Below are 23,951 nucleotides of genomic sequence, written 5' to 3'. Positions count from 1 at the left end.
CGTCACGCGCGCAGCGGCAGATGCGACATTCGCAAGAAGGCGGAGACGAGCTTCACCATCAAGCCGACGAAGCCGGAGCCGCCATAAAAGCCGGTCTTGTTGAGCTGCACATAGACATAGGCCGGTCGGTCGGAGCGATTGGTCAATTCGCACACCAGGAAGCCTTCGCGCGCGCGCATCGATTCGAATAAAATGCCCGTCGCCTCGGCGAACTCGCGCAAGCGCGTGCGCACGGGCTTGGTCGCGAAGGCGATCGGCCCATCGTCGCTCGTCTCCGCGTCGTCGGGATGGCGCAGGCTCGTCGGGCGCAGCTTGGAGTCGATATTCTCTGTCGCGGCGATGACATTGCCGAGCGCGAAATCACGGCTCTCGCCGGGCGCGAGGCGCTCGCACCACACCATCGTGCGGCCGGAAAGGCAGAGAATCGCCTGCCGTTCCGCGTCGTCCGTCTCTTCCGCGCGATAGACATAGGGCGCGCGCGCCCAGCTCATCGTGGCGGCGTCGCAGGGCGTCGAGCGTATCGCCACCTCGGCCGAGGAGCAGAGATAGGCGGGCTGCAGAAACTTCAGCGGCGGCGCGCCGTCGCGCGCGAGTTCCGAGAGATCGATCTTCTCGACGACATTGCCGTCGCCGGCGGAAAGGAGAATTTGCCGCTGATCGGCGAGGGTGGTGACGCGGTTGAGCCGCACGTCGCCGCCGCCGCAGAAGATTTGCAGAAAGGCGCTGCCCTCATTGGCGAAAAAGGAGCGCGGCGGAATTTCGTGCGGGCTCTGGCGCGGAATTGTCCTCACGCCCGGCCAGCGGCAGACGGAGCGATTGGGACGATCGAAGAAGCAGGTGTTCGGCCCCAGCGTGACGACGAGGCCTTCCTGTCCTTCCAGCAAGCGAAAATCGCTCTCGCCTTCGACGAGGACGGGACGATCGCGGCTGAAGAAAGGATTGCGCGCGATGGTGCGCAGGCCGAGATCGAGGAAAAATGTCGGCGATAGATACATGTGTGAAATCCCCTCGGCGGAGCGCCGCCGGATCGGGTCCAGCGCGAGCGTTGCGTCAGAAGAAAGCGTCCCAGTATGGATAGAGCCGATGACATTCGGATCAAGCTTTGGCGGCCAAACGAGGCCGAAGCGTCAGTAGCCCGTCATCTCGAGATAGCCGACGCCGTTCTGCGCGCCGGAAAATGAGATCGGCCCTTCGAAATAGCCGACGCCGACGCCCATGAAGCTCTGCGAATTGAGGGGCTTCGTCTCTATGTCGAGATGCAGGCTCGCCACGCGCAGGTGCCAGCGCAGCGGCAGCAGGCGGCCGGCGACGAGGCCCTGCTCCAGCGGCTCGAGGAAAATATCGTCACGTGTGAGCGCGCGCGTCGCGCCATCGGCCGTGATGAAGCTTCCCGAGACGAAGGGAAGCGTCTTGTCGCTGCGCAGACGAAAGAGCATCAGCTCGCCGCCGCCGTCGAGATGCAGCGAGAACCAGTCCCAGCCTTTCTGATCCGCTGCGAGCGGCCGGCTGCTCCATTCGTGATCCATCCAGGCGCGGCCCTTCACCTTGCGCTCGGCGCCGTCTATGGCGAGCGCGCCTTCGACGGTGAAGAAGGGCTGGCTGTAATAATATGAAGCCTGGCCGCTCTCCGATTTGCGGCTGAAGCCCGCCTCGCCATGCAGAGCGAGCGGCCGGTCTGCAGTGAGCGCGAGCGTGTAGCGAAAGCGCGGCGCGATGGCGGACACTTTGCCGCCGGAGAGATTGGGCTCCCGCGCGGAAAAGGACCAATTGTCGATAAAGGCGTGGAATGGCGCCGCTTCGACGCTCGCCTGTCCGACGCCGCCGCGCGCGCGCGTTTCGGCGAAGAGATGCAGCGCATCCGTGGTGACGGCGGCGTGCGCGACGAAAGCTTGCGGACTGTCCCAGCCTTCGCCGTCATGCGGCGCGCGCGCGTGACGGAACAAGGTCCATTGCGCGCCATAGGCTTTGCCGTTCTCATCCGTCAGATTGGCGGTGAGATACCACCATTCGATACGAAACTCGGGATGCGCGCCATGATCGCGTGGAAAGACGAGCGCGTGGCCCTTTTGCGGCTCGGCGAAGCCCTGCGCGTCGTCGCCGAGGCCTGCGAAGCCGGCGGCGCGCGCCGGCGCAGCCGCGCAGAGCGCCAGCGCGAGGAGAAGCGCGCGCAGCGCTTCAGCGTTCATTGGCGAAGACCGCGAGCAGCGACGCCGGCGCGATGCGCGCGAGGCGGCGAATGGGCAAGAGCGCGGCCAGCGCGGCGGTGAGCAGCGCCAGCGCGAAGACCTCGAGCCATTGCGATGGAAAAATGTGAAAGGGCAGGCGCCAGCCGAAGGCGCGCACATTGACGATGGCGACGAGATCATAAGCGAGAGCGAGGCCGAGCGGCACGGAGACGAGCGCCGTCGCCGCCGCGAAAAGCGTGACGCGCGCGAGCTCCAGCAGAGCGAGGCTGCGCCGCGAGACGCCCGCCGCCCACAGCGGCGCGAGCTGCGGGACGCGCGCCGCGGCGAGCGTGGTGAGGCTGGCGAAAAGCGCGATCGCCGAGACGACGAGCGTCAGCGCGTCGAGCGCGGCGGTGACGGCGAATGTGCGTTCGAATATGTCGGTCGAGCGCTGCTTCAGCGCCGCCTGATCGATGATGCGCGCGACGCCGGCGCTAAATTCCGCTTGCAGCGTCAGCATGATCTCCGGCGCAGTCTCGGAGCGCGCGCGCAGCATATAGTCCAGCCGGCGCGCGTCCGGCCAGCGCGACGAGAGCGCGTCGTGATCGACGCGGAGCTGGCCTTTGGCGGCGCCGTAATCGGGATAGATTCCGACGATCTCGACGCGCCAATCGCCGGTGGGCGTCGGTATCTCCAAGGTCGAGCCGAGCGCGAGGCCGAGGCGCCGCGCGAGCTGCTCGCTGACGAGCGCGGAATCGCCGCGCGCGACGTGGCCCCAAGCGTCGGCGCGCGCTTCGAGCAGCGGAAAATGCGCGCTGAAGGTTTCGTGCGGCGGCGCGCCGACGATCTCGACGGGCCAAGAGCCTCCGACGGGGAGGGAGCGAAGGGTCGTCTTCGCCTTGCACAGCGGCAGGACGGCGGCGACGTCCCTACGGGCGGCGAGCCATGTCTCGATACGGCGCGCTTGCGCGTCGCTCGCGGCCTCGAAATAGATTTCCGCGACGAGGCGCTGGTCGAGCCATTGCACGAATGTGCGGCGGAATCCCTCCACCATGGAGCCGACGCCTATATTGGTGGAGAGCGCGAGCAGCAGCGCCATCAGCGCCAGCGAGAGGCCGGGGAGCTGCTGCAGCGCATCGGCGAAGAACCATTTTGCGAGCGGTCCCTGCGCGCGTCTTTCGCCGAGCCGCAGCATTGCGGCGAGCGGCAGCGGCAATGCGAGCGCGGCGCCGAGCAGCAGCCCCGCCATGGAGGCGAAGCCCGCCTCCATTCCCTCGCCCAAGAGCAGCGCCGCCGCCGCGCCCATGAGCGCGACAATGGCGAGCGCGGATTGGCGGTAGAGCCAATGTCGCTGCGCCTCGCGCCAGGCGAAAGGTTGCGCAATGGCGAGCACCGGCAGGCGCAGAGTCTTGACGAGCCCGCTCGCTGCGGCGATCGCGGCGCCGAGCAGCGCCATGCCGACGCCGGAGAGCCACCAGGAAGGCGCGAGACCGAGCGCGCCGTCGAGCTCGGCGCCATAGAGCCCCTCGAGGCTGGCGGCCATGTTGGGCAGCAGCGCGGCGGCGATGAGATAGCCGCCGGCCATTCCCGCAGCGCCGGCGAGCAGGGCGAGCAGCGTCAGCTCCGCGACCAGCGCCAATGTGAGCGCGCGCAAGGAGGCGCCGATGGCGCGCAGCGTGCGGATGATCGGCAGGCGCTGCTCGAAGGCGAGGCCGAAAGACGCATGCGCGATGAACAGGCCCACCACATAGGCCAAAAGGCCGAAGGCGGTGAGATTGAGATGAAAGCTCTCGGTGAGCTTGGCGAGCTCCGGCGCCTCATCCGCCTCCACGCGGCGAAGAGGCTCGTCAAGGATGGATTCGAGCGGCGGCGCGCCCGCTGCGGGCTCCTCGGCGAGCAGCAGGCGCGACAGCCGCCCCGGCCGATGCAGCAGGTTTTGCGCGACGCCGATATCGACGACGATCATCCCCGGCGCGAGATCTTTGGCGATGGCGAGCGGCGGCAGCCGATCGGCTTCACTGATCGTCGGCGTCGCGCCTTCGACGAGGCCGAGCGCGCGCAATGTCTGCGGCGCGATCAGCGCGCGGCCGGGCGGTCCGAGGAAGTCATTCAGATCCTCGCCCGCCGGCAGCTTGTCGCTGGAGATTTTCGGCAGCGTCAGCGGCTCGACGCCCAGCAGGCGAATGGATTTGTCGCCGAGGCGGATCGTCCCCTCGAGAAGGGGAGACGCCTTCCAGCCGGCGCGCCGCAGAGCGATGAAAGCGTCCTGCGCGAAAAATCCGCCGCTCGCCGCAACGAGGCTCGGCGCGCCGCCGAGGCCGAGCGCGCCGGCCGCGCGATCATAGCTGCGGCGCGCTTGATCGTTCAGCGCCGCGACGCCGCTCCACAGCGCCGTCGCCACGGCGAGGCCGACGAAGAGCGCGGCGAATTGGCCGGGGCGTCGACGCCAATGGCTGGCGAGCGTGGCGAGCGCATAGAAGAATTGCCTCACGGCGCCAGCCTTCCGCCTGCGAGCGTGGCGCGGCGGTCGAGTCGCGCCGCGAGCCGCGCGCTATGCGTGACCATCAGCACCGCCGCACCCGCCGTTGCGGAGAGCTCGAGCAAAAGATCGAGCACCGCGTCGCCCGTGGCTTCGTCCAGATTGCCGGTCGGCTCATCGGCGAGCAAGAGGCGCGGACGCGGCGCCAGCGCGCGGCCGACTGCGACGCGCTGCTGCTGCCCGCCCGACAATTGCTCGGGATAGCGATCGAGCAGAGCGGCGAGGCCGAGGCGCTCGGTGAGCGCGTCGCGCCAATCGCGATCGTAGCGCCCGGCGAGCCGCGCCTGCAGCGAGAGATTGTCGCCGACGGTGAGGCTCGGCACGAGATTGAACTGCTGAAACACGACGCCGAGCGTCTTGCGGCGCAGCGCCGCGCGGCCTTCGTCGTCGAGCTTCGTCACTTCGGCGTCATCGACGTGAATGGCGCCGCCATCGGCATGGTCGAGCCCGGCGACGAGATGCAGCAGCGTGCTCTTGCCGCTGCCCGACTCGCCCATCAGCGCGAGGCTCTCGCCGGCGCTGAGCGCGAGATCGACGCCGCGCAGCACGGGCAGAGGTCCCTGCGGTCCGAGATAGGATTTGGAAAGCCCCGTCACGCGCAGCAGCGCGCTCTCTACTGCCGCATCACGCGCGGGCGCCGACATCACGCTCAAAACGCCCTCATTTCGGATCGAAGTGGAATTGAATGCCGCGCGGATGGCCGTAGGGCGGCGCTGGGAAAGGCGCGGCGCGTCGCACGGCGGCGAGCGCGGCGTTGTCGAGCTCGGCGAAGCCGCTCGAGCGATAGACCGCCTGATGGGTGAGATGCCCGCCCTCGTCGATGAAGAACACGACGACGCCGTGATTGGGCGTCGTCTTGTTGCGCAGCGACGGCGGCACATTCATATGCCGCATGATGAGGCCGAAGAGCACGGAGAGATAGGTGGTCTTCGCCGTGCCGCCGCTGACCGGCGCCGGCTTGGAGGAGCCGGAGAGCTTGAAGTCCGGCAGCGGCTCCAGCGAAGCGAGCTGATCGGCGATGGATTTGGGCTTGGGCTCCGGCGAGGCCTTGATCTCGACCTCGCCCTGCTTGTCGTCGATGCGCGCTTCCTTCTGCGGCTCGGCCTGCTCGACGATCTCGGCGTCGGCCTTGTCCTCCTCCGCCTTGGGGGCGGCCGGCGCGGGCTCGGCCTTGGCCGCCTGCTGCTTTTGCGGATCGGCGGATTTTTCCTGCGTGGGCTTGGCGGCGTGCTGCTCGTTCGGCGGCTCGCGGCGGGCGGATTTGGTCTCCTGATCCGGCGCGTCGCGATCGGCCTTCTCCTGATTCGGCGCGCGCGGCGCGTCGAAGGCCGGCTTCTCGTCGTCGACGAGCTTTTGCGGCGGCGGCGGCTTTTGCTTCTGCTTCTCCTCCGGCTTCGGCTCCTCCTTCTCGGGCTCCGGCGGCGGAGGCTCCTGCGGCGGCGGCTGCGGCGCCTCGGCGACCACCTCCAGCGGAATTTCCTGCTCGGTCGTCGGGCTCTCGCTCGACAGCAGCAATTGCTCGAGCAGAAAAGCCGCCAGGACGAGAATATGGACGAGAGCGGACAGGATGATGGGCGCGAGCCGGCGCCTCGCAGGCGCCTCGCTCGCGGGCGGCGTTGTCAGACGTTCGGCCGGGTCCGCTCTCAAGCTCATGTCAGAAGCGACATTCGAACGCCGCATTGCGGAAAAACGACGGCGAGAGCTTCGCGTTCGAGCCAGAAAAGCTCGATTCGGCGAGGAAGGACGCGCCGCCCGCCTCCGTTCCGCGAGAATCTCCGGCGACGCCGGGCGCGACGATGAAAAAGCTGCGCGTCATCGAGCCGACGATCCAGAAGAGACGAGAGAGCAATCACACGAAACCGGCCGCAGGTTCAACCCCCGATCGAGCTGGCGCGCGCGATTCGTTGCGCTGCAACAACGATAGCCGGCGCCGGGGCGCCCGTCATCTCGGGAGTATTTCCGACGTTCGTTTGGCGAAACGGCGGCGGACCTACCAGTCGACGCCGGTCCTCGCGGCCCGTTACGGGGTCCTGCGGCGGGGTCGAGAGAGCCGGGCCGGAGCCGGGTGCTCCTTTTTTTCTGTCGGGGCGGTCAGCTCGACGATCAATTCGCGAATCCAACGCTGACCCGCGTGACTATTGTTGCGCTCGTGCCAGATCAGGTCGACGGCGAATTGCTCCGTGAGCCATGCAGGCTCGATGCAGGACAGCCGGTCTTGTCGGCCGCGCAAGAGTCTTCGCGGCGCGAGCGCCACGAGGTCGCTCATCGACACGATTTCCGGGACGAAGAGGAAGGACGCCGCCGACATGACGATTTTGCGCCTATGTCCGAGCGCGGCGAGAGCGTCGTCGATCGGCGAAGCGAAGCCGCCTCCCGACGGCGAGACGATTACGTGCTCCAATGCGACGAATTGCTCGACAGTCAAGTCGGCTTCGAGACCCGGATGATCGCGTCGGCCGATGAGCACATAGGTTTCGTCGAAAAGGCGGCGGGTTCTCAGATGCGGCTGGCCGGGCTTCGGCGTCGCTATGGCCAAATCGACGTCGCCGGCCGCCAGCTGCTGATCCAACAGCGCCGGATTCAAATTGCGAACGGCGACTCTCACGCCAGGCGCCTTTTCCCGTAAGGCGAGGACGAGCGGCATGACGACTACGGCCTGAACATAATCGGTACAGGCGATGGCGATGATCAGCTCGGCGCGCGCAGGCGAGAAATCGTCATGGCTTTGCAGCGTGTCGCGCAATTGGTCCAGCGACTGGCGCAATGGCTCCATCAGCGCCAGAGCCTTGGCCGTGGGGATCATTCCGCGACGCGCGGGAATGAGCAGCGGGTCGCCGAACAGGTCTCGCAGACGGTTCAATTGGGCGCTGACGGCGGGCTGGCTGAGATGGAGCCGCGCCGCCGCTTTGGTCACATTGCGCTCGGAAATCAGGACTTCGAGCGTCGCCAGCAGATTGAGGTCGATGCGGCTGATATCCATCCTATGGATCATAGCTCAGAAAATAATCGATTTCACATATGGTTTCCCATCGCTCAAAACAGGCTCCGAACGGCGGCGGCGACAAATTTCGCCGCCGTGTGGAGAAAAATCTATGACCAAGAAGGCGCTCGTCGTTTTTGCCCATCCCGAACCGACCTCGCTGACGCGTCAGCTCGTCGACGTCACTGTCGAGACGCTGAGCGCGCGAGGTTGTGAGGTCATGCTGTCGGACCTCTATGGCATGCGCTGGAAAGCCGTGCTCGACGCCGATGATTTTCCGAGCCGCGCCGACCCGGATCGGCTGTCGTTCATTGCGGAGTCGGGTCACGCCTATTCGACCGGGCGACAGCCGGCCGATGTCGTCGCCGAGCAGGAAAAGCTCGAGCGCGCCGACGCCGTCATTCTACAATTTCCGCTCTGGTGGTTCGGCGCGCCGGCGATTTTGAAAGGCTGGATCGAGCGCGTCTACGCGTTTGGATTCGGCTATGGCTATAAGGACGGAAGCAACCGATACCGATACGGCGACGGCGCGCTGAAAGGCAAGAGAGCGCTCGTCTCGGTTTGCGCCGGGGGAGCCGCGGCGGATTACGGATTGCGCGGCGTCAATGGCCCGATAGAGCATATTCTGTTTCCGCTGACGCATGGCGCATTGTTCTATCCGGGAATGGACGTGCTCCCGACTCATGTCGTCTATGGCGCGGCCCATATCGCGACCGCTGCGGAGGCTGAAATGACGAAACAAGCTTGGCGGCGTCGAGTCGAAGGCCTCTTCGAGGATGCGCCCATTCCGTTCCGATCGCAGAATGGCGGCGATTATCTCGATCGGCGCAGGTTGAGAGACGATGTTGCGCCGAGCCTCTTCGGATTGTCGGCGCATGTCGATGAGGAGAATTGGGGATAAGCGGGGCGTGTGAATGATGCGCGCGCGGAGCGGCGGCGCGCGCCTGATCTAGCGCTCACGCCACCGATTTGACAGTTTTTAGAATTTGAACCGCACCCCGCCCTGTATCGCGCGCGGCTGGCCCGCATAGATCGAGCTGGTCCCATTCTGCGCGAGCACGAAGCCGGGATTTTGAAAGCCCGAGGTGAGCGAGTTGGAGATCACCGTCGCCGAGGCGACATAGGTCCGGTCGAACACATTGCGCACCTCGACGAAGGCGGAGATGTTCTTCAGAAAGCCGATCGAGACGTCGCGATCATAATGCAAGTTGAGATTGACGAGGCCATAGCCCGGAATGGTGAGCTGATTGCCATTGTCGATGAAATAGGAGCTCTTCAGCACATATTCCAAATAGGCGCCGACGCCTTTGAAGTCGCCTTGCGGAATGTCGTAGCCGATGCGCGTCGTCAGCTCATGCGGAGCGACGCCGGGAATCTTATAGCCGGCGCGGTCGAAGTAAGAGCTCGGCCCGCGCTGCTCGATGAAGCTCGTGAAGATCTGATTATTGTAGGCGTAATTGGCGAGCAGCCGCCAACCGTCGAAAGGCCGCCAGTCGAGCAGGAATTCCGCGCCGCGATGGACCGAGCCCGGCGCATTATAAGTGTAGTTCTTGAGGCCGTTGCCGGGCGACTGCGTCAGCATCTCGTTCTGATACCATTCGTAGAAGCCGTTGAGCGTGACTTTCAACGTCTCCGTCGGCGTCCAGTCGAAGCCGGCGTCGAAGCCCGAGTTGCGCTGCGATTTGAGGCCGGTGTTATTGCCGTCGAGCCCCTGCTGATTGACGAAGAGGAAGCCATATTGCGGCGTTCCATAGCCGCTCGAGGCGCGGGCGTAGAATTTCCACTCGCGATCGGGCCGCCATGTCACCGAGGCTTCCGGCGCGAAATTCCAATAGGTGCGATTGGCCGGCACGGCGGTCAGCGCGCCGGAGGGATAGGAGACGGAGGAGGACAGCGCGGCGACCTTGCTCATCTCGCTCGCGAGAGCGATGACGCCGGTCACATCCGGCGCCAGCTCCAGCTCCTCGCGGAAGCGCGCGCCGAGATTGGAATGCATGATCTCCTGCTTATTGGTGAGCAGCGGTCCGAGATCGCCATTGCCCCAGCCGAGCAGATTTTGCGAATAGGTGGTGAAGCGCGCGTGATTGTACCAGACGCCGAAATTGCTGGTCAGCTGCTGGCCCTGCAGCGCGCCGTGATGGGTGAGGTCGGACGATATGTTGATCGAGGGCGCGTCGCCATAAGTGACCGGCGTGTCGATCGGTTGGTAGAAATCCTTGTCGTCATAGATGAATTGCGTGCGCAGAACGGTCTGCGCGTCTATGTCGTGCTCCCAGCGCAGGCCCAGCATGTCGCGCCGGTCGTTGCGATGCCAGCCCGATTGCAGCGCGGAGACCTGCGCCGTCGCGCCATTGGTTCCGTTGAGGAAGACGGCCGTCTGTCCGCAGAGGCTGCGGCTGATCGCGGTGGAGGGCGTCGGCAGTCCGTAGCAGCCGCGCTGATAGGGATTGAAGTAGAACTGATTGAGCGACATGCGCGCCGGCACATTGCCGTAGAGCTGATTATGGACCCATTTGAAGGTGAAGCGATCGGTCGGCGTCGCCTCGTAGCTCGCCTTCAGATTCACCGTCTGCGTGTTGAAATCCGTATGGGTGGTGGAGCCTTCGCCGCGCGCGTCGCTGGCGAAGAGGGCGATGTCGAAATCGCCGTATTTCTTGCCGATGGCGGTGTAATTGGTGAGATAGCCGAAGCTGCCGGCCTCATGGCCCGTCTCCACGCCGTCGATCTCCGCGCCGGTGCGCGTGCGGAAGTTGATGGCGCCGCCATTGGCCCAATTGCCGAACAGAGCGGAGGAGGGGCCGCGATAGACGTCGACGGCCGCATAGGCGTGCGGATCGGTGGTGTCGGTGCGCGAGAATCCGTCCGGCTGCGTCATGGTGAAGCCGTCCTCGAGCAGCACGATATTGCGCAAGGCGCCGCCGATGCGCGCGCCGGAGCCGCGGATGGAAAGCGTCATGTCGCGCGGGCCATTGCCCTGCTTGAAGGAGACGCCGGGGCTGTATTCGACGAGATCGCCGATGGTGACGAGCGGCGAGGTCTTGAAATCCTCGCGCTTGACGGTGGTGAAGGTCTGTCCTGTCGGATCGCGATAGATGGGCAGCGCCTTTTTCTCGGGAGAAAATCCCGGCGCGGCGATGGTTTGTCCCGCATCGCGCGGGACGCCCTCGCCGGCGACGTCGATGGAGGGAAGCGCCTCCTGCGCCATGGCGGAGGAAAGAGACGCGACGATGAGCGCGCCGGCGGAAACGCCGCGCGAGAGAATGCTTCTGGTCATGACGAATTATCTCCTGGCGCGGCGTGAGCGCGCGCGGGTCTAAAGGGTGTGGCGGCGAAGCCGCAGCGGACCGATCAGGAGAAGGAGGGCGGCGCCCGCGAAAGCCAGGGCGTGGTCGGCAGAGCGACGCCGGCGCGACGCGTGGCGTCGGCGCGCGCCGCGAATGACGGCGTGTCGGGAGCGGCGAATTTGGCGACGCCGCACAGGATCGCGACGAAGAATGTCACATCGCGTCGTGTCGTCGCCTGCAGGCAGCAGCAGCCCGAGCCTTCGCGCCTATGGTCGGAGTCGGATGCGTGATGCGAGAGCGCGCAGATTTCCGGCTCCGCGGCGACGAGCGAAGCCTCGTCGACATAGGCCGCGCGCGCGGCGAAGCCGGGCGCGACGCTGATCGCAAGTCCGAGAAGCAGGGACAAAATCACGACGATGCGCCCGAATGTCGGGAGCCCTCTCGCGCTGAATCTCTGCCGTCGCTTCGTCATGGCTGCATAATCGGCAGCCGCCCCGAACTGTCAAGTCTCAGTCTCGGATAGAAATTCAGACGCCGTCGATGAAATAGGAACGACGCGCGCCCGATCTCGGCCGATGACGAAACTCATATTGCCGGATCGGATTGAACTTGGGCCGGCTTTCGGGAAGCATCGCCAAATCGCGATAAAAGCCGGTCTGGCCGTTCATGAAGCGCGTGATGAGAGCCTCGGGAGACATGCTCGTCTTGCCGGGATTGTCGTAGAACGCGTCCGGGTTCGTCATGACATCCCAGTTCTTCGGCGGAGCGGCGATCACATAGAACATGGTCTCGCCATTCACCTCGACTTTGCCCGGGCGGCCGCCAGGGCCGTCATAGGCTCCGCGTAGAGCCACGCCCTTTTCCGACAGATAGAGATTGGTCAGCATCGTGGCGAGATATTCTTCCTCGTTTCCATAACCGCCGCCTCCGTCCACGGGGAGCCGCGTCTGCAGGCCGCGCAGCTCCCGCGTCACATGGATAAGCTCGTGAAACAGCACTTCGTCTGGCAGCGCTCCAGTGGAAGAGGCGTTTTTCGCCAGCCAATCCGCGGGCGAATAGTAGAGCACGACATCGGAGCCTCTCCCCGTGCCGACGCCGCCGGCGGGCGCGTTGTCGTCGTCACGGATCGGCGCGCCTTTCGCATAGGAATCCGCATTATTGCCGCGCAAGCCGTCGGTCACATATCCGAGGTCCGTCTTGGGAAAAATCGGCCGCGGCGTGGCGTTGAGCGGGCCGGGCAGCAACACATGCGCCCAATGATCATGCGGCATGATCGAAACGGAGCGACGCTTATTGGCGGCGATCTCCCCGAGCAGCGCCTGCCCGGTCTTGGCGCCCCGGATCGGCGCGAATGCGTCGACGACATCCTGCTGATATTTATGCGCGGCAAATCGGTATTCGTGAACGACTTGCGGGAATGGACGTCGGCGGACGGCCGTGCGTTTGAAATGCGGTTGCGACGAGGCGAGGAACCGTGACGGGCCGGGCTGGCTGTAGGTGGCGAGCCAATCGGGCAAAGAGTAATAGGCGATAAAAATATTGGGATAATTCTTGTCGAGCGGCGCCGAGGCGGCGCGCAGCAGCTCCCGCGCCATGCCCGGCTGCGCGCTTTTCTTCACGAAATCGGCTGCTTCGTCATGATCCCAGCTGTCGTCGCTCATGAATCGGCTCCTTACGAAATTCCGATCGACATGCGCCGTAAGGAGCTTTTCGATCGTCGAAATGGCGTTCGGACAAATTTCGTCAATCTTGTCGAAGGGCGTAACGCATCGAAGCCTTTCAGCTTCACCGTGGCGACAATAAGGCCGATGCTCGGTCGCGCGTCAGGCGAAGGTCACGCGCGTGATCGCGGGCATGCGCTCGCGGAAAAACGCGAGGCGCATGAGTCCGCCGAACAGCAGCGCGCGCCATCCGCGATACAATCTGTAGTCGAAATGCTCCACCGTCTCGATCGCCGCCCAGCTTCGCAATGTGGGCGCGATCTCGCTGCGGTCGATCCCCCAGGGCATGGGCGGGATGGTGAAATTCGGCGTCAGCTTGCGGCCCTTCAGCGTCTCTTTCGAGAGCCAGCGCGGCACATGGTCGAACAAGAGGCTCGCCTTCGGAAAGCGCTGCGCCATGTCGCGCAGCAGCGACGCTGTTTCCTCCGGCGGAAGATACATGAACAGCCCTTGCGCCGTGACGAAGACGGGTCGCTCTCGCGGAACCTCCTCGAACCAGCGGCGGTCGAGCGCGCTCAGCGCGACATGGCGATGGCGCTCGTCGGGCTCTATGAAGCGCTCGCGTATGGCGATCGACTCCGGCAGATCGACGGTGATCCACAGCGCCTCGCCCGTGTCGGCCACGCGGAATCTATGGGTCTCCAGGCCTTCGCCGAGATTGACGATCACGCCGTCTGGATGCGCCGCCAAAAAGGCGCGCAGCGCAGTGTCGAAGACGACGGCGCGATTGGCGTGCGAGGGCTGCGCCTTGCCGAAGCTCGCCTCATAATCATAGTCGAGCGCGTGATAGATTTCGACGAGCCGCGGATCATGCAGCAATCCGTCCGGCCGCAACGCCTCGCCGGCGCGATTGTGCAGCGTCCACAACATGGTTTCCGGCACGCCGGTGAGATTGGGCGCGATCTTGTCCATGCGGCCTCCTCCTCTCGCGTTTCATGTTTCGCGCGTGATCGCGCGCCAGCCTATGTCGCGGCGGCAAAAGCCCTCGGCCCAGTCGATCGCGTCGACGCCGCGATAGGCGAGCGTCTGCGCCGCCTGCGCCGTGTCGCCGAGCGCGGTGACATTGAGCACGCGTCCGCCGGCGGCGACGAGCGCGTCGCCCTCGCGCCGCGTGCCCGCATGGGTGACGAAGACGCCGTCGATCTCGCTGGCGCGCGCGAGTCCGTTGATCGCCGCGCCCGTCAATGGCGTTCCCGGATAGCCTTTCGCCGCCAGCACCACGGTGAGCGCGGTCTGCGGCGAGAAGCGCAGCGGCTTCTCCGGCAGCGCGCCCGTGGCGGCGGCGCGCATCAGCGCCAGCAGATCATCCTCGAGGCGCGGCAGCATCGCCTGCGTCTCGGGATCGCCGAAGCGCACATTGAACTCGATGAGCTTCGGCCCATCCTTCGTCAGCATCAGCCCGACGAAGAGCACGCCCTGAAACGGCGCGCCCATCTCGCGCATGGCGCGCAGAGTCGGCGCGACGATCTCGCGCATCACGCGCGCCTCTATCTGCGGCGTGAAGGCGGGCGCCGGAGAATAAGCGCCCATTCCGCCCGTGTTCGGCCCCGTGTCGCCGTCGCCGACGCGCTTGTGATCCTGCGCCGATGTGAAAGGCAGCGCGCGCTCTCCGTCGCAGATCACGAAGAAGGAGGCTTCCTCGCCCTCGAGCTTCTCCTCTATGACGACTTCCGCGCCGGATTTGCCGAAGGCGCCGGCGAACATGGCCGCGACCGCCGCCTCCGCCTCCTCGAGAGTCTCGGCGACGACGACGCCCTTGCCGGCCGCGAGACCGTCCGCCTTCACCACGATCGGCGCGCCCTTCGCGCGCAAATAGGCGAGCGCTTTCGCCTCATCGTCGAAGCGCTGATAATCGGCGGTCGGAATGGCGTTGGCGCGGCAGAGATCCTTGACGAATCCCTTGGAGCCCTCGAGCTGCGCCGCAGCCTTGGACGGTCCGAAGACCGCGACTCCCTTTGCGCGCAAGAAATCGGCGAGCCCTTCGACGAGCGGCTGCTCCGGCCCGACGACGACGAGCTCTATGCGCCGCTCTGCGCAGAAAGCCGCGACGGCCGCGTGATCCGAAACATCGAGAGGCGCGAGCTCCGCTATCTCTGCGACGCCGGGATTGCCCGGCGCGGCGTAGAGTCGAGTGAGAAGCGCGCTTTTCGAGAGCGCCCGGGCGATCGCATGCTCGCGGCCGCCGGAGCCGATGAGGAGAACATTCATCCTGTGATCCGGGACAATTGAGGTCGGCCCTTCAATAGGGCCTCGCGTCGCCGGACGGAAGAGGGCGGCGCATCGCGCCGCCCGCGCTCTGCGATATCACGCCTTTGCGAGATCTCCGCCGCGCGGCCCGGCGTGGCGGGCCCTCATCAGGCGACGGCGGCGCAGCAGCAGGATGAGTGCGCCCGCGCGGGTCGCGGGTCTTGGGACGAGTCTTGGGGCGAGCGCGGGCGTCGCCTTTCGCTCCCAGGCGCTTCGATAGATGCGCCAGGCCGCGGCATAGGCGACGATGAGCGCAGAGCCGGCGATCGCCGCGCTGATGATCTGAAACATGCTCGTCTCCTCGAGAAGGGTGGACGGCCGCACGATGCGTCGCCTCGCCGTAAGGAAGCCATTCGCGATTTGCGGGAGGCGCATAAGGGCTGCGTAAAGATCGGGCGTGAGCGCGAGATTTCGCCGTGTCCGCGCTTGCGCGTGCGGCGCGCCTCCCGCATTTTGTCGTGACGCAGCGTGTGCGAGAGCTAAAGGACAATGGCGGAGACGGGAAGCGAATTCGAACGTCGGCCGGACCCGGACGCGCTGCTCGCGCTCGCCGATCGCGAGAAGCGCGGCAAGCTGCGCGTCTTTCTCGGCGCGGCGCCGGGCGTCGGCAAGACTTACGCAATGCTCGCCCGCGCTCGCGCCTTGAAGACCGATGGCGTCGATGTCGTCATCGGCCTCGTCGAGACGCATGGGCGCCGCGAGACGGAGGCGCTGACGGAAGGCCTCGAGATTCTGCCGCGCCGCAAGATCGAATATCGCGGCCGCACGCTCGAGGAGTTCGACGTCGACGCCGCGCTCGCGCGTCATCCCGCGCTCATCGTCGTCGACGAGCTCGCGCACACCAATGCGCCGGACAGCCGACACCCGAAGCGCTGGCAGGACGTCGAGGAGCTGCTCGACAGCGGCGTCGACGTGTGGACCGCGCTCAATATTCAGCATCTCGAGAGTCTCGCCGATGTCGTCTCGCGCATCGCCGGCGTCGCCGTGCGCGAGACGGTTCCCGATCGCGTGCTGCAGGACGCGGCCGATGTCGTGCTCGTCGATGTGACGCCGGACGAGCTGCTGCAGCGTTTGAAAGAGGGCAAGGTCTATGTGCCCGACATGGCGCGCCGCGCCGTGCAGAATTTCTTCACGCCGCGCAATCTCACGGCGTTGCGAGAGCTGGCGCTGCGCCGCACGGCGGAGCGCGTCGACGATCAGATGGTCGATTATCTGCGGCAGAACGCGATCGAAGGGCCATGGGCGACATCGGAGCGGCTGCTCGTCTGCGTCGGCTCCGATCGTCTGTCGGAATTCGTCGTGCGCGCCGGCGCGCGTCTCGCGACCGGGCTCAATGCGCCCTGGATCGCGCTGCATCTCGAGCGCGCGGGCGAAGAGGAGCAGGACGCCGAGCGCGCGCGGCGCATCGACGAGGCGCTGCGATTGGCCGAGCGTCTCGGCGCGACGGTGGAGCGCGTCTCCGGCCATGATCTCGCCGGCGAGGCGCTGAGATTCGCGCGGCGCGAGAACATCACGCAGATCGTCGTCGGCCGCTCGCGCGCTGGTCAGCTGGCGCGGCTGTGGCGCAAATCGCTGACCGATGAGATCGTGCGGCGCTCGGACGATATCGCCGTGCAGGTCATCACCGAGAGCCGCGCGAAGGCCGAGGAAGAAGCGCGGCCGCGCAAGGCGCGCTCCGCTCATGGCGAATTCTGGCGCGGCGTCGGCGCGACATTCGCCTCCGTCGCTTGCGCCACGCTCGTCGCCTGGCCGCTCGACATGTGGCTGCATCTTCCCAACCTCGGGATGATCTTTCTCGCCTCCGTCGTGTTCTGCGCGCTCGCCGCCGGCGTGTGGTCGGCCGTCGCGGCCTCCATTCTCTCCTTCTTCGCCTTCGATTTTTTCTTCGTCGATCCGCGCTATGAATTCACCATCTCGCAGGCGCACGAGTTTCTGTCGCTGCTCGTCTATACTTTCGTCGCCATAGTGACCGGCACGCTCGCCGGCCGCGTGCGCGAGCAGTCGCGCGCCATGCGCGCGCGGGCGGAGGCGGCGCAATCGCTGTTCGAATTCTCGCGCAAATTGTCGAGCGCGGCCTCGCTCGACGAGGTGATGTGGGCCGCCGCCATGCATGCGCAAAAGGCGCTCGACGCCAAGAGCGCCGTGCTTCTCGCGCCCGACGACGGCGAGCTGACGATCGCCGCCGCCTGGCCGCCGATCGACCAATTGGACGCCAAGGAGGCGGGCGCCGCGCGCTGGGCCTATGAGCGCGCCGAACCGGCGGGATTGCGCAGCGGTACGCTGCCGAACATTCGTTTCGCGTTTCGTCCGCTGGCGACGACCCGCGGCGTCGTGGCGGTGATCGGCCTCGAGCCGAAGAATGCGCAAGAGACGCCCTCGGCGCAGAATGAGCGCATGCTGACGGCAATTCTCGAGCAGACCGCCATAGCGGTCGATCGCGCGCTGCTGGTGAGGGAATCGGTGCGCGCCGCCGCGCTCGAGGAGAATGAGAAGCTGCGCAGCACGCTGCTGGCCTCGCTCTCGCATGATCTGCGCACGCCGCTCGCCTCCATCACCGGCGCCGTCACCAGCCTGCGCCAGCTCGGCGATCGGCTCGCCGATACGGATCGGCTCGATCTGCTCGTGTCCATAGAGGAGGAGGCTGCGCGGCTGTCGCGCTTCGTCGTCAATCTGCTCGATATGTCGCGCATCGAATCGGGCGCGCTGGCGCCGCGGCGCGAGCTCGTCGATGTCGGCGACGCCGTGCGCTCCGCGATGGAGCGCAGCCGCAAGGAGTTTCCGCAGCTGAAGGTTTCGGCGAGCCTCGCGCCCGATCTGCCGGCCATTCGCGGCGACGCCGGCCTGCTGGGGCAGATCGTTTTCAATTTGCTCGACAATGCGCATAAATATGGCGGCGGCCAGGCCTCGGTCTACGCCCGCCGCGACGGCGACGAGCTGCTGCTCACCGTTACCGACGAAGGGCCGGGGGTGAAGCCGGCCGATCTCGAGCGCATATTCGAGAAATTCTACCGCGGCGGGCGCATCGACGGGCGCAAGGCCGGCACCGGCCTCGGCCTCTCCATCTGCCGGGGCCTCGTCGAGGCGATGGGCGGCTCCATCGTCGCGCAGAGCCCGGCCATCCGTCGCAAGGGCACGCGAATCGCGCTGCGTTTTCCCATTCCCGAGCCGCCGCGCCGCGACGCTGTGGCGTGAGCGCATCACCCGTCGAAAATTAGAAAAACGCGCGGGGCACGGCCACGTTTTCGCCGTTCATTTACGTTTTCTGGCTTTCATCGACGCGCTCGGCGCGCGGCTAGTGGGCGCGACTCGGGGACAGGCCGTTCGAGCGACGCCCCTGGTGTGATGGAGAGAGTCATGAGGGAGATTTCGGCACGAAAAATCGCGGGCGCGCTCGTCGCGCTCGGCCTCGGCGTCGCGCCGATCGTGACGGCCGCGCCGGCCGCTGCGGGCGATCCGGGCGCGGCCATCGCCGCGGGCATCGGCGGCTTCGCGCTCGGCGCGCTCGCCGGCGGCGCAGCGCGTCCGGTTGCGCCGCCCCCGCCCTATTATGGCGCGCCGGCCTATTATCCGGCCCCGGTCTATGAAGCGCCGCCGCCCTATCGCTGCTGGCGCGAGCGTCGTCCGGTGTTCGACGAATATGGCGTCGTCGTCGGCTATCGTCCCACTCGCGTCTGCGAGTGAGGCGCGAGGCGAGGCATTGAGGCGAGGCTCCGGCCTCGCCTTTCGGTTTCTACGGTCTCTGCAACCATCGCCGACGTCGCCGCGTTACAGCCCATGAGAGGCGCGGCCGACGCTTCGGGGAGAGTTCCTCGCTCCAGTCGGCCCTTCGCCGGGAGCGTCGAATCATGGTCCTGTCGAGAAATTCGGTCCTGTCGAGAAATTCACGAATTCTTCTCGCCGTGACGGTCGCGGCCAGCCTCGGCGCGTCCGTCGCCGCCACGCCGTCGCTCGGCGCGCGTTTCGAGGCGCCTGCTACGCCCTCTCTCATCACCAGGACGACGCTCGGCGACAGCGCGACCGTGCTGCGTCCCTTCGGCGATGGTCCGGCGATTCTGATCGGCCGCGCCTATGGCGCCGATGACGAGGATTGCGTGCTGGCGGTCACTCGCGTCGAAGGCTCGGACGGTCAGGTCAGCGTCGCCCGCGGAATCGCCTGCCCGCAATAACGAGCCCGTTTCAGCGGACGACGAGCCGCCCCATGCCGCCATTGGGCTCGAGGCGCGGGCGGCGCGTGCGGAACTGCCCCTTCAGCACGAGAGCGTAGGCGATCGCGTTGAGGCCGGCGAGCGTCAGCCACCAGAGCTGCTCGGCCGCCGGTCCCAGCACGCAGATCGTCAGACCCGTCGCCAGGCCGCCGAGCAGGAATGGCGCGAGCACCGGCCGCGTCCGTCCGATGACATAGAAGGCGCGGGCGACGACGGCGGCGAGGCCGAGCGCGCCGAGAACGCCGAGATCGAACCACACTTGGAACAGCAGGCTGCGCGGCGTGTCCGGGTAGAGATAATGCCCGGCGACGCCGAAGACCGCCGCGCCGAAGCCATGGCCGATGAGGAGCCGCGGCCCGTCATTGGCGATGATTCGTCCCCATGTCTCGAGCGGGGCGGCGAAGGCCGGCAGCCGCTCGGGCGCGACGAGATGCACGAGAATCGGCGCCAGCGGAGCCAGCAGGATCAGCGCCGCCGAGAGGATCGCCAGCAGCGAGCCGGCGCGTCGCGCCTTGCCGAAGGACAGCGCCAGCGCCAGCGCGCCGACCATCAGCGCGGGCAGCGCATTGGGGGCGCGCGCCAGCAGGCAGGCGGCGACGCTGACGAGAGCGAGAAGGGCGGCGGACACCCAGCGTCCGCGCAGCGCCAGCGCGCCGAGCGCAGGCCAGATCGCCAGCGCCAGGCCGAGGCCGGCGCGCTGCAGCGCATTGCTGTCGAGATCGAGCGGCGGATCGCCGCCATTCGCCGAGAGCAGAGCGACGGCGGCGAGGGCCGCGGCGGCGGCGCCCGTGCCGATCGGCAGGAGATTGAGATTGGAGGTCTTGGTGCGCGCCGGCAGCAGAGCGCAGGCGGCGGCGACCAGCGCCAAGGTCGCGGCGCTCTTGGCGTAGCGCTCCGCCGGGCCGGCGCCGAAAGGCGTCCAGGCGAGCGACAATCCCGTCCAGCCGACGAAGAAGAAAGCGGCGAGGGCGGTCGGCGTCAGCGCCAGCACGGCGATCTCGCGGAGCCGCCGCGACTCTGGCGCGAGGCTGGCCGAGAGCAGCAGCAGGGCGGCGCCGATGGGCAGCAGAATATAGATGGTCTGCCGCGTCAGGATCGGCGCGAGCTGCGAGATGATGAACAGCAGCATGATGCTGAGACGCGCCAAAAGGCGCGCCGCCTCGGCGGCTGGATCATCTATTGTGCGTCGCGAAACATTGGGCATGGCGGCGGCGTTCGGCGTGAGGCGCGCGCCCGAGGGCGGCGCAGAGAACTCTACTGTTTGTGCTGTGGCGAATCCATGGATGCGCCGGCGTTGCGCCGCGGCAATCTGCGTCGCGGCGTCACTTTTTCGTCAGGTGTGTCCTTTTGCCCACTCGTCGCGCACCGCTACGTCTTTTTCCTCAGCGAGAGCTTTCCCGGCGAGAGCGGAAAAATCTCCCGCAGGGAGAAGCCGCGCCAGCGCCCAGACGGATGCGCCACGCGCGAGCGGCGACGAATCGGAGAGCAGCGGCCGGAGAGCGGCGGCGAGCCGTGGGTTTTTCGAATTGCCGATGGCGATCGCCACATTGCGCCGAAAGCGCGCATGGCCGAGCCGCTTCACCGGCGTTCCCGCGAAGAGCGCGCGAAAGCCGGCGTCGTCCAGCGCGGCGAGATCGGCGAGGGGGAGCGCGGAGAGATCCTCGCGCAGGGCGAGCTTGGCGTCCCGCGTCGCTCGCGCGAATTTGTTCCAGGGGCAGACGGCGAGGCAATCGTCGCAGCCGAAGATCCGATTGCCGATGGCTTCGCGGAACTCGCGCGGGATCTGGCCCTTGTGCTCTATGGTGAGGTAGGCGACGCAGCGCCGCGCATCGAGCCGGTAGGGCGCCGGAAAGGCCTTGGTCGGGCAGGCGTCGAGACAGGCGCGGCAGGAGCCGCAATGATCCTCTTCCGGCGCATCGGGCGTGAGCGAAAGATCGGTGAAGATCGCGCCGAGCAGCAGCCAGGAGCCGAAGCGCCGCGAGACGAGATTGGTGTGCTTGCCCTGCCAGCCGAGCCCGGCCGCCTGCGCCAGCGGCTTTTCCATCACCGGCGCCGTGTCGACGAAGACCTTGACCTCGCCGCCGCCGGCCTGCGCCAGCAGAAAGCCGGCGAGCTGCTTCAGCCGACCCTTGATGACCTCGTGATAGTCGCGTCGGCGCGCATAGAGCGAGACGGCGCCGCGATCGGGCTTCTCCAGCGTCGCCAGCGGATCGCCGGACGCGCCATAATCGACGCCGAGCATTATTATGGAGCGCGCCTGCGACCACAGCGCCTTCGGCGCAGCTCGGCGCTCGGCGGTTTCCGCCATCCACTCCATATCGCCATGGGCGCCGGATTCGAGCCATTGGGCGAGGCGCTCGCCGGCCTCGGCGGGAGCGTCGGCGGATGTAATGGCGCAGAGATCGAAGCCGAGCGCGGCCGCGCGGCCGCGCAGCGTCTGCTCGAGGCTCAGAAGTCCAGCTCGGCGTAGACCGGCCCCGGCGTCATGCCCGGCGCGCGATCGGCCAGCAGGGGACGGAAGGCCGGCCGCGACTTGATCCGCTGATACCAATGCTTGACCGTCTCGTCCTCGTCCCATGGCACGTCGCCCAGATAGTCGACGCAGGAGAGATGAGCCGCAGCGGCGAAATCCGCATAGGTGAGGGATTCGCCCGCCAGCCAGCGCCGCGCTTCGGTCAGATAGCCGATATAGCGAATATGGGGACGCAAATTGGCGCGCGCGACCCGCAGCAGATCCATGTCCGGCGCGCCGCCGCCGATCTCCGGCGCGAGAAAGCGCTTGTAGACTTTCTCGGTGACCAGATAATTCGTCACCTCGTCGAAGAATTTGACATTGAACCATTCGATCAGCCGGCGCGTCTCTATGCGCTCGTGCAGTCCGAGCGGCATCAGCCGCAAGCCGCGGAAATCCGGCGGCAGGCAATCCTCGAGATATTCGACGATGACGCTCGCGCCCGGAATCACGGTCCCGTCGTCGTCGACGAGCACCGGCGTCTTGCAGGCCGGGTCGAGCGTCAAAAACTCCCGCCGCCGCTCGGCCGCCCGCTCCTCGACCAGCGTCGTCTCGATCCCGTATTCGGCGAGAATCAGCCGCACGAAGCGGGAATGGGGGCAGAGCGGATGATGATAGAGAGTGGGCATGGAGCCGTGATGTGACGGCGAAACGCTGGAAACTGCGCCTGGCCGCGCGAAAGCGGAGACGTTCGTATAAGTCGGCGCGCGCGGCGCGACAAGCGCAGAGATTGTGCTCGGCCGGCCTTTGGTTTCTCTCTAATTGTCTGAAAATAATCCACTTCAGGCCGGTCCGCGCAGGCGCCTGCGAAACCGGCCGCGACCCGCCTTTTTTATGGGCTACGTTAATGATTGGTTTCTGATTCGTGGCCTGCATGCGGCGCGCGCGAGGGGCGGAGAATTCGAAACCCATGACCCCTCCCTCCACGCGGCCGGACTATGGCTGTGGTTTAGCGGGAGAGCGGGGCGGCGTTCGTGCGCTGGCGCACATTCCGGCCCGAAAAGGGCGGGCTGGCCGTCAGATCGTCTTGCCCTCTCAGATCGTCTTGCCCTCGAAACGGCAGAGATCGGCGATGATGCAGCGCTCGCATTCCGGCCGGCGCGCCTTGCACACATAGCGGCCATGCAGGATCAGCCAGTGATGCGCATGGAGCTTGAAGCGCTCGGGCACGATTTTCTCGAGGCCGGCCTCCACCTGCTCGACAGTCTTGCCCTTGGTCAGCGGCAGCCGGTTGGAGACGCGGAAAATATGCGTGTCCACCGCGATCACCGGCACATGAAAGGCGATGTTGAGCACCACATTGGCGGTCTTGCGGCCGACGCCGGGCAGCGCCTGCAACGCCTCGCGGTCGCAGGGAACCTCGCCGCCGTGCTTCTCGATCAGCTGCGCGCAGAGGGCGATGACATTCTTCGCCTTGGTGGGATAGAGGCCGATCGTCTTGATATAGCCGCAGAGTCCTTCGACGCCGAGCGCGAGCATTTTTTGCGGCGTGTCGGCGATTTGGAACAGAGCGCGCGTCGCCTTGTTGACGCCGACGTCGGTCGCTTGGGCGGAGAGCACCACGGCGACGAGCAGAGTGAAGACATTCACATGCTCGAGCTCGCCTTTGGGATGCGGATCGGCCGCCTCGAGACGCGCGAAAATCTCATCGATGCGCGCAGCCTCGCGGCTGCGCGGCGATGCGGGACGCCGCGCCTTGGCGAGCGAGCTCTTTTCGTTCGGCATAAAGGCGTTATAACTCGGCATTCTGGAGAACGAAAGGCGGCGGCGTGACAGCGAGCGCACCTTCTGCGGAAGCCATTTATCAGACGCGGCTGATCCCGCATCGCTCGATGACGCCGCGGCAGGCGCATGTGTTCATCCTGCTGTTCGGCGCGGGCACATGCGCGCTGTCGGTTCCCTTCTATATTCTCGGCGCCTGGCCGGTCGTCGGCTTCATGGGGCTCGACGTGCTGGCGCTCTATGTCGCGCTGCGCGTGAGCTTTCGTTCGGCCAGAGCTTTCGAGAGCATCAGCCTCACCCCTTTCGAGCTCGTCATCGTCAAGAAGAGCGCCTATGGCCTGCGGCGGGAGCGGCGCTTCGACACTTATTGGCTGCGGCTCGAGACGGAAGAGGACGAGGAGTTCGGCATGCAGCGCGTGCTGCTCGTCTCGCGCGGCGAGCGTATCGAGATCGGCGGCTTTCTCGCGCCGGAGCAAAAGGCCGCGCTCGCCGAGGAGCTTTCGCGCGCGCTGGCGACGGCCAAGCGCGGGCCTTTCTATTCCTGACGCGTTTTCGGGTGGCGGCTCGTTTTCGGGT

Annotated in this window: 21 protein-coding genes; 5 read left to right on the top strand and 16 right to left on the bottom strand. The window is 66.4% G+C overall.

Going from position 1 to position 23,951, the window contains the following annotated elements:
- Nucleotides 1-2: 2 nt before the first annotated feature.
- From ACT53T_RS20145 to ACT53T_RS20120, 6 genes are all read right to left on the bottom strand, one after another.
- Nucleotides 3-995: a hypothetical protein gene (locus tag ACT53T_RS20145; protein ID WP_476162585.1), complete on the bottom strand. Its 993-nt coding sequence runs from the start codon at nt 993-995 to the stop codon at nt 3-5.
- A 132-nt stretch (nt 996-1,127) separates the two neighbouring features.
- Nucleotides 1,128-2,186, bottom strand: a complete 1,059-nt coding sequence (locus ACT53T_RS20140) for a lipocalin-like domain-containing protein (RefSeq protein WP_476162584.1) — start codon at nt 2,184-2,186, stop codon at nt 1,128-1,130.
- Nucleotides 2,176-4,656, bottom strand: coding sequence for an ABC transporter permease (locus ACT53T_RS20135; protein WP_476162583.1), 2,481 nt, complete (start codon nt 4,654-4,656; stop codon nt 2,176-2,178). Before ACT53T_RS20135 ends, ACT53T_RS20140 begins: the two co-directional genes overlap by 11 nt.
- Nucleotides 4,653-5,348, bottom strand: a complete 696-nt coding sequence (locus ACT53T_RS20130) for an ABC transporter ATP-binding protein (RefSeq protein WP_476162826.1) — start codon at nt 5,346-5,348, stop codon at nt 4,653-4,655. The genes ACT53T_RS20135 and ACT53T_RS20130 overlap by 4 nt, the downstream gene beginning before the upstream one ends.
- Nucleotides 5,349-5,364: 16 nt before the next feature.
- Nucleotides 5,365-6,357, bottom strand: a complete 993-nt coding sequence (locus tag ACT53T_RS20125) for a TonB family protein (RefSeq protein WP_476162582.1) — start codon at nt 6,355-6,357, stop codon at nt 5,365-5,367.
- A gap of 367 nt (nt 6,358-6,724) precedes the next feature.
- A complete protein-coding gene (locus ACT53T_RS20120) occupies nt 6,725-7,684 on the bottom strand; it encodes a LysR family transcriptional regulator (protein ID WP_476162581.1) in 960 nt (319 codons plus the stop codon).
- Between the two features lie 112 nt (nt 7,685-7,796).
- Between ACT53T_RS20120 and ACT53T_RS20115 the strand changes: the two genes are divergently transcribed.
- A complete protein-coding gene (locus ACT53T_RS20115) occupies nt 7,797-8,585 on the top strand; it encodes an NAD(P)H-dependent oxidoreductase (RefSeq protein WP_476162580.1) in 789 nt (262 codons plus the stop codon).
- 78 nt (nt 8,586-8,663) lie between these two features.
- Here the strand turns inward: ACT53T_RS20115 and ACT53T_RS20110 are convergent, their stop codons facing one another.
- The 6 genes from ACT53T_RS20110 to ACT53T_RS20085 form a co-directional block, all read right to left on the bottom strand.
- Nucleotides 8,664-10,958 carry a TonB-dependent receptor family protein gene (locus ACT53T_RS20110; RefSeq protein WP_476162579.1) on the bottom strand — a complete coding sequence of 765 codons (2,295 nt, stop codon included), beginning with the start codon at nt 10,956-10,958 and terminating at the stop codon, nt 8,664-8,666.
- 74 nt (nt 10,959-11,032) lie between these two features.
- On the bottom strand, nt 11,033-11,380 hold the full coding sequence (locus tag ACT53T_RS20105) for a hypothetical protein (RefSeq protein WP_157235134.1): 348 nt from the start codon (nt 11,378-11,380) through the stop codon (nt 11,033-11,035).
- A gap of 115 nt (nt 11,381-11,495) precedes the next feature.
- Nucleotides 11,496-12,629, bottom strand: a complete 1,134-nt coding sequence (locus ACT53T_RS20100; protein WP_476162578.1) for a M91 family zinc metallopeptidase — start codon at nt 12,627-12,629, stop codon at nt 11,496-11,498.
- Between the two features lie 162 nt (nt 12,630-12,791).
- Nucleotides 12,792-13,601 (bottom strand): class I SAM-dependent methyltransferase, encoded by an 810-nt coding sequence (locus ACT53T_RS20095; protein ID WP_476162577.1) that lies wholly within the window; start codon nt 13,599-13,601, stop codon nt 12,792-12,794.
- A 21-nt stretch (nt 13,602-13,622) separates the two neighbouring features.
- Complete coding sequence (purD, locus tag ACT53T_RS20090; RefSeq protein ID WP_476162576.1) at nt 13,623-14,897, bottom strand: phosphoribosylamine--glycine ligase; 1,275 nt, start codon at nt 14,895-14,897, stop codon at nt 13,623-13,625.
- Nucleotides 14,898-14,993: 96 nt separating this feature from the next.
- Nucleotides 14,994-15,227: a hypothetical protein gene (locus ACT53T_RS20085; protein ID WP_476162575.1), complete on the bottom strand. Its 234-nt coding sequence runs from the start codon at nt 15,225-15,227 to the stop codon at nt 14,994-14,996.
- 198 nt (nt 15,228-15,425) lie between these two features.
- Between ACT53T_RS20085 and ACT53T_RS20080 the strand changes: the two genes are divergently transcribed.
- The 3 genes from ACT53T_RS20080 to ACT53T_RS20070 all read left to right on the top strand — a co-directional run bounded on the left by ACT53T_RS20080 (nt 15,426) and on the right by ACT53T_RS20070 (nt 19,102).
- On the top strand, nt 15,426-18,128 hold the full coding sequence (locus ACT53T_RS20080; RefSeq protein WP_476162574.1) for a DUF4118 domain-containing protein: 2,703 nt from the start codon (nt 15,426-15,428) through the stop codon (nt 18,126-18,128).
- Nucleotides 18,129-18,290: 162 nt separating this feature from the next.
- Nucleotides 18,291-18,617 carry a hypothetical protein gene (locus ACT53T_RS20075; RefSeq protein WP_245278269.1) on the top strand — a complete coding sequence of 109 codons (327 nt, stop codon included), beginning with the start codon at nt 18,291-18,293 and terminating at the stop codon, nt 18,615-18,617.
- Nucleotides 18,618-18,781: 164 nt separating this feature from the next.
- Nucleotides 18,782-19,102 carry a hypothetical protein gene (locus ACT53T_RS20070; RefSeq protein ID WP_400769843.1) on the top strand — a complete coding sequence of 107 codons (321 nt, stop codon included), beginning with the start codon at nt 18,782-18,784 and terminating at the stop codon, nt 19,100-19,102.
- Between the two features lie 10 nt (nt 19,103-19,112).
- Here ACT53T_RS20070 and ACT53T_RS20065 read toward each other — a convergent pair whose 3' ends face one another.
- The 4 genes from ACT53T_RS20065 to nth form a co-directional block, all read right to left on the bottom strand.
- Complete coding sequence (locus ACT53T_RS20065; RefSeq protein ID WP_400769842.1) at nt 19,113-20,345, bottom strand: hypothetical protein; 1,233 nt, start codon at nt 20,343-20,345, stop codon at nt 19,113-19,115.
- Between the two features lie 129 nt (nt 20,346-20,474).
- Nucleotides 20,475-21,692 carry a tRNA epoxyqueuosine(34) reductase QueG gene (queG, locus tag ACT53T_RS20060; RefSeq protein WP_476162573.1) on the bottom strand — a complete coding sequence of 406 codons (1,218 nt, stop codon included), beginning with the start codon at nt 21,690-21,692 and terminating at the stop codon, nt 20,475-20,477.
- A complete protein-coding gene (locus ACT53T_RS20055; protein ID WP_476162572.1) occupies nt 21,590-22,282 on the bottom strand; it encodes a glutathione S-transferase family protein in 693 nt (230 codons plus the stop codon). Before ACT53T_RS20055 ends, queG begins: the two co-directional genes overlap by 103 nt.
- Before the next feature lie 406 nt (nt 22,283-22,688).
- On the bottom strand, nt 22,689-23,378 hold the full coding sequence (nth, locus tag ACT53T_RS20050) for an endonuclease III (RefSeq protein WP_020493743.1): 690 nt from the start codon (nt 23,376-23,378) through the stop codon (nt 22,689-22,691).
- A 44-nt stretch (nt 23,379-23,422) separates the two neighbouring features.
- Between nth and ACT53T_RS20045 the strand changes: the two genes are divergently transcribed.
- On the top strand, nt 23,423-23,920 hold the full coding sequence (locus ACT53T_RS20045) for a DUF2244 domain-containing protein (RefSeq protein WP_476162571.1): 498 nt from the start codon (nt 23,423-23,425) through the stop codon (nt 23,918-23,920).
- Nucleotides 23,921-23,951: the final 31 nt, after the last annotated feature.

This window comes from Methylosinus sp. DMC45, from assembly GCF_056313885.1.
This window is presented reverse-complemented; position numbering and strand designations above follow the sequence as displayed.

Bases quoted from the DNA above. Each gene is read 5' to 3' on its own strand.
- ACT53T_RS20145 (WP_476162585.1), bottom strand. From the start codon at position 995: ATGTATCTATCGCCGACATTTTTCCTCGATCTCGGCCTGCGCACCATC.
- ACT53T_RS20140 (WP_476162584.1), bottom strand. From the start codon at position 2,186: ATGAACGCTGAAGCGCTGCGCGCGCTTCTCCTCGCGCTGGCGCTCTGC.
- ACT53T_RS20130 (WP_476162826.1), bottom strand. From the start codon at position 5,348: ATGTCGGCGCCCGCGCGTGATGCGGCAGTAGAGAGCGCGCTGCTGCGC.
- ACT53T_RS20125 (WP_476162582.1), bottom strand. From the start codon at position 6,357: ATGAGCTTGAGAGCGGACCCGGCCGAACGTCTGACAACGCCGCCCGCG.
- ACT53T_RS20120 (WP_476162581.1), bottom strand. From the start codon at position 7,684: ATGGATATCAGCCGCATCGACCTCAATCTGCTGGCGACGCTCGAAGTC.
- ACT53T_RS20115 (WP_476162580.1), top strand. From the start codon at position 7,797: ATGACCAAGAAGGCGCTCGTCGTTTTTGCCCATCCCGAACCGACCTCG.
- ACT53T_RS20110 (WP_476162579.1), bottom strand. From the start codon at position 10,958: ATGACCAGAAGCATTCTCTCGCGCGGCGTTTCCGCCGGCGCGCTCATC.
- ACT53T_RS20100 (WP_476162578.1), bottom strand. From the start codon at position 12,629: ATGAGCGACGACAGCTGGGATCATGACGAAGCAGCCGATTTCGTGAAG.
- ACT53T_RS20095 (WP_476162577.1), bottom strand. From the start codon at position 13,601: ATGGACAAGATCGCGCCCAATCTCACCGGCGTGCCGGAAACCATGTTG.
- purD (WP_476162576.1), bottom strand. From the start codon at position 14,897: ATGAATGTTCTCCTCATCGGCTCCGGCGGCCGCGAGCATGCGATCGCC.
- ACT53T_RS20085 (WP_476162575.1), bottom strand. From the start codon at position 15,227: ATGTTTCAGATCATCAGCGCGGCGATCGCCGGCTCTGCGCTCATCGTC.
- ACT53T_RS20080 (WP_476162574.1), top strand. From the start codon at position 15,426: ATGGCGGAGACGGGAAGCGAATTCGAACGTCGGCCGGACCCGGACGCG.
- ACT53T_RS20075 (WP_245278269.1), top strand. From the start codon at position 18,291: ATGAGGGAGATTTCGGCACGAAAAATCGCGGGCGCGCTCGTCGCGCTC.
- ACT53T_RS20070 (WP_400769843.1), top strand. From the start codon at position 18,782: ATGGTCCTGTCGAGAAATTCGGTCCTGTCGAGAAATTCACGAATTCTT.
- ACT53T_RS20065 (WP_400769842.1), bottom strand. From the start codon at position 20,345: ATGCCCAATGTTTCGCGACGCACAATAGATGATCCAGCCGCCGAGGCG.
- ACT53T_RS20055 (WP_476162572.1), bottom strand. From the start codon at position 22,282: ATGCCCACTCTCTATCATCATCCGCTCTGCCCCCATTCCCGCTTCGTG.
- nth (WP_020493743.1), bottom strand. From the start codon at position 23,378: ATGCCGAACGAAAAGAGCTCGCTCGCCAAGGCGCGGCGTCCCGCATCG.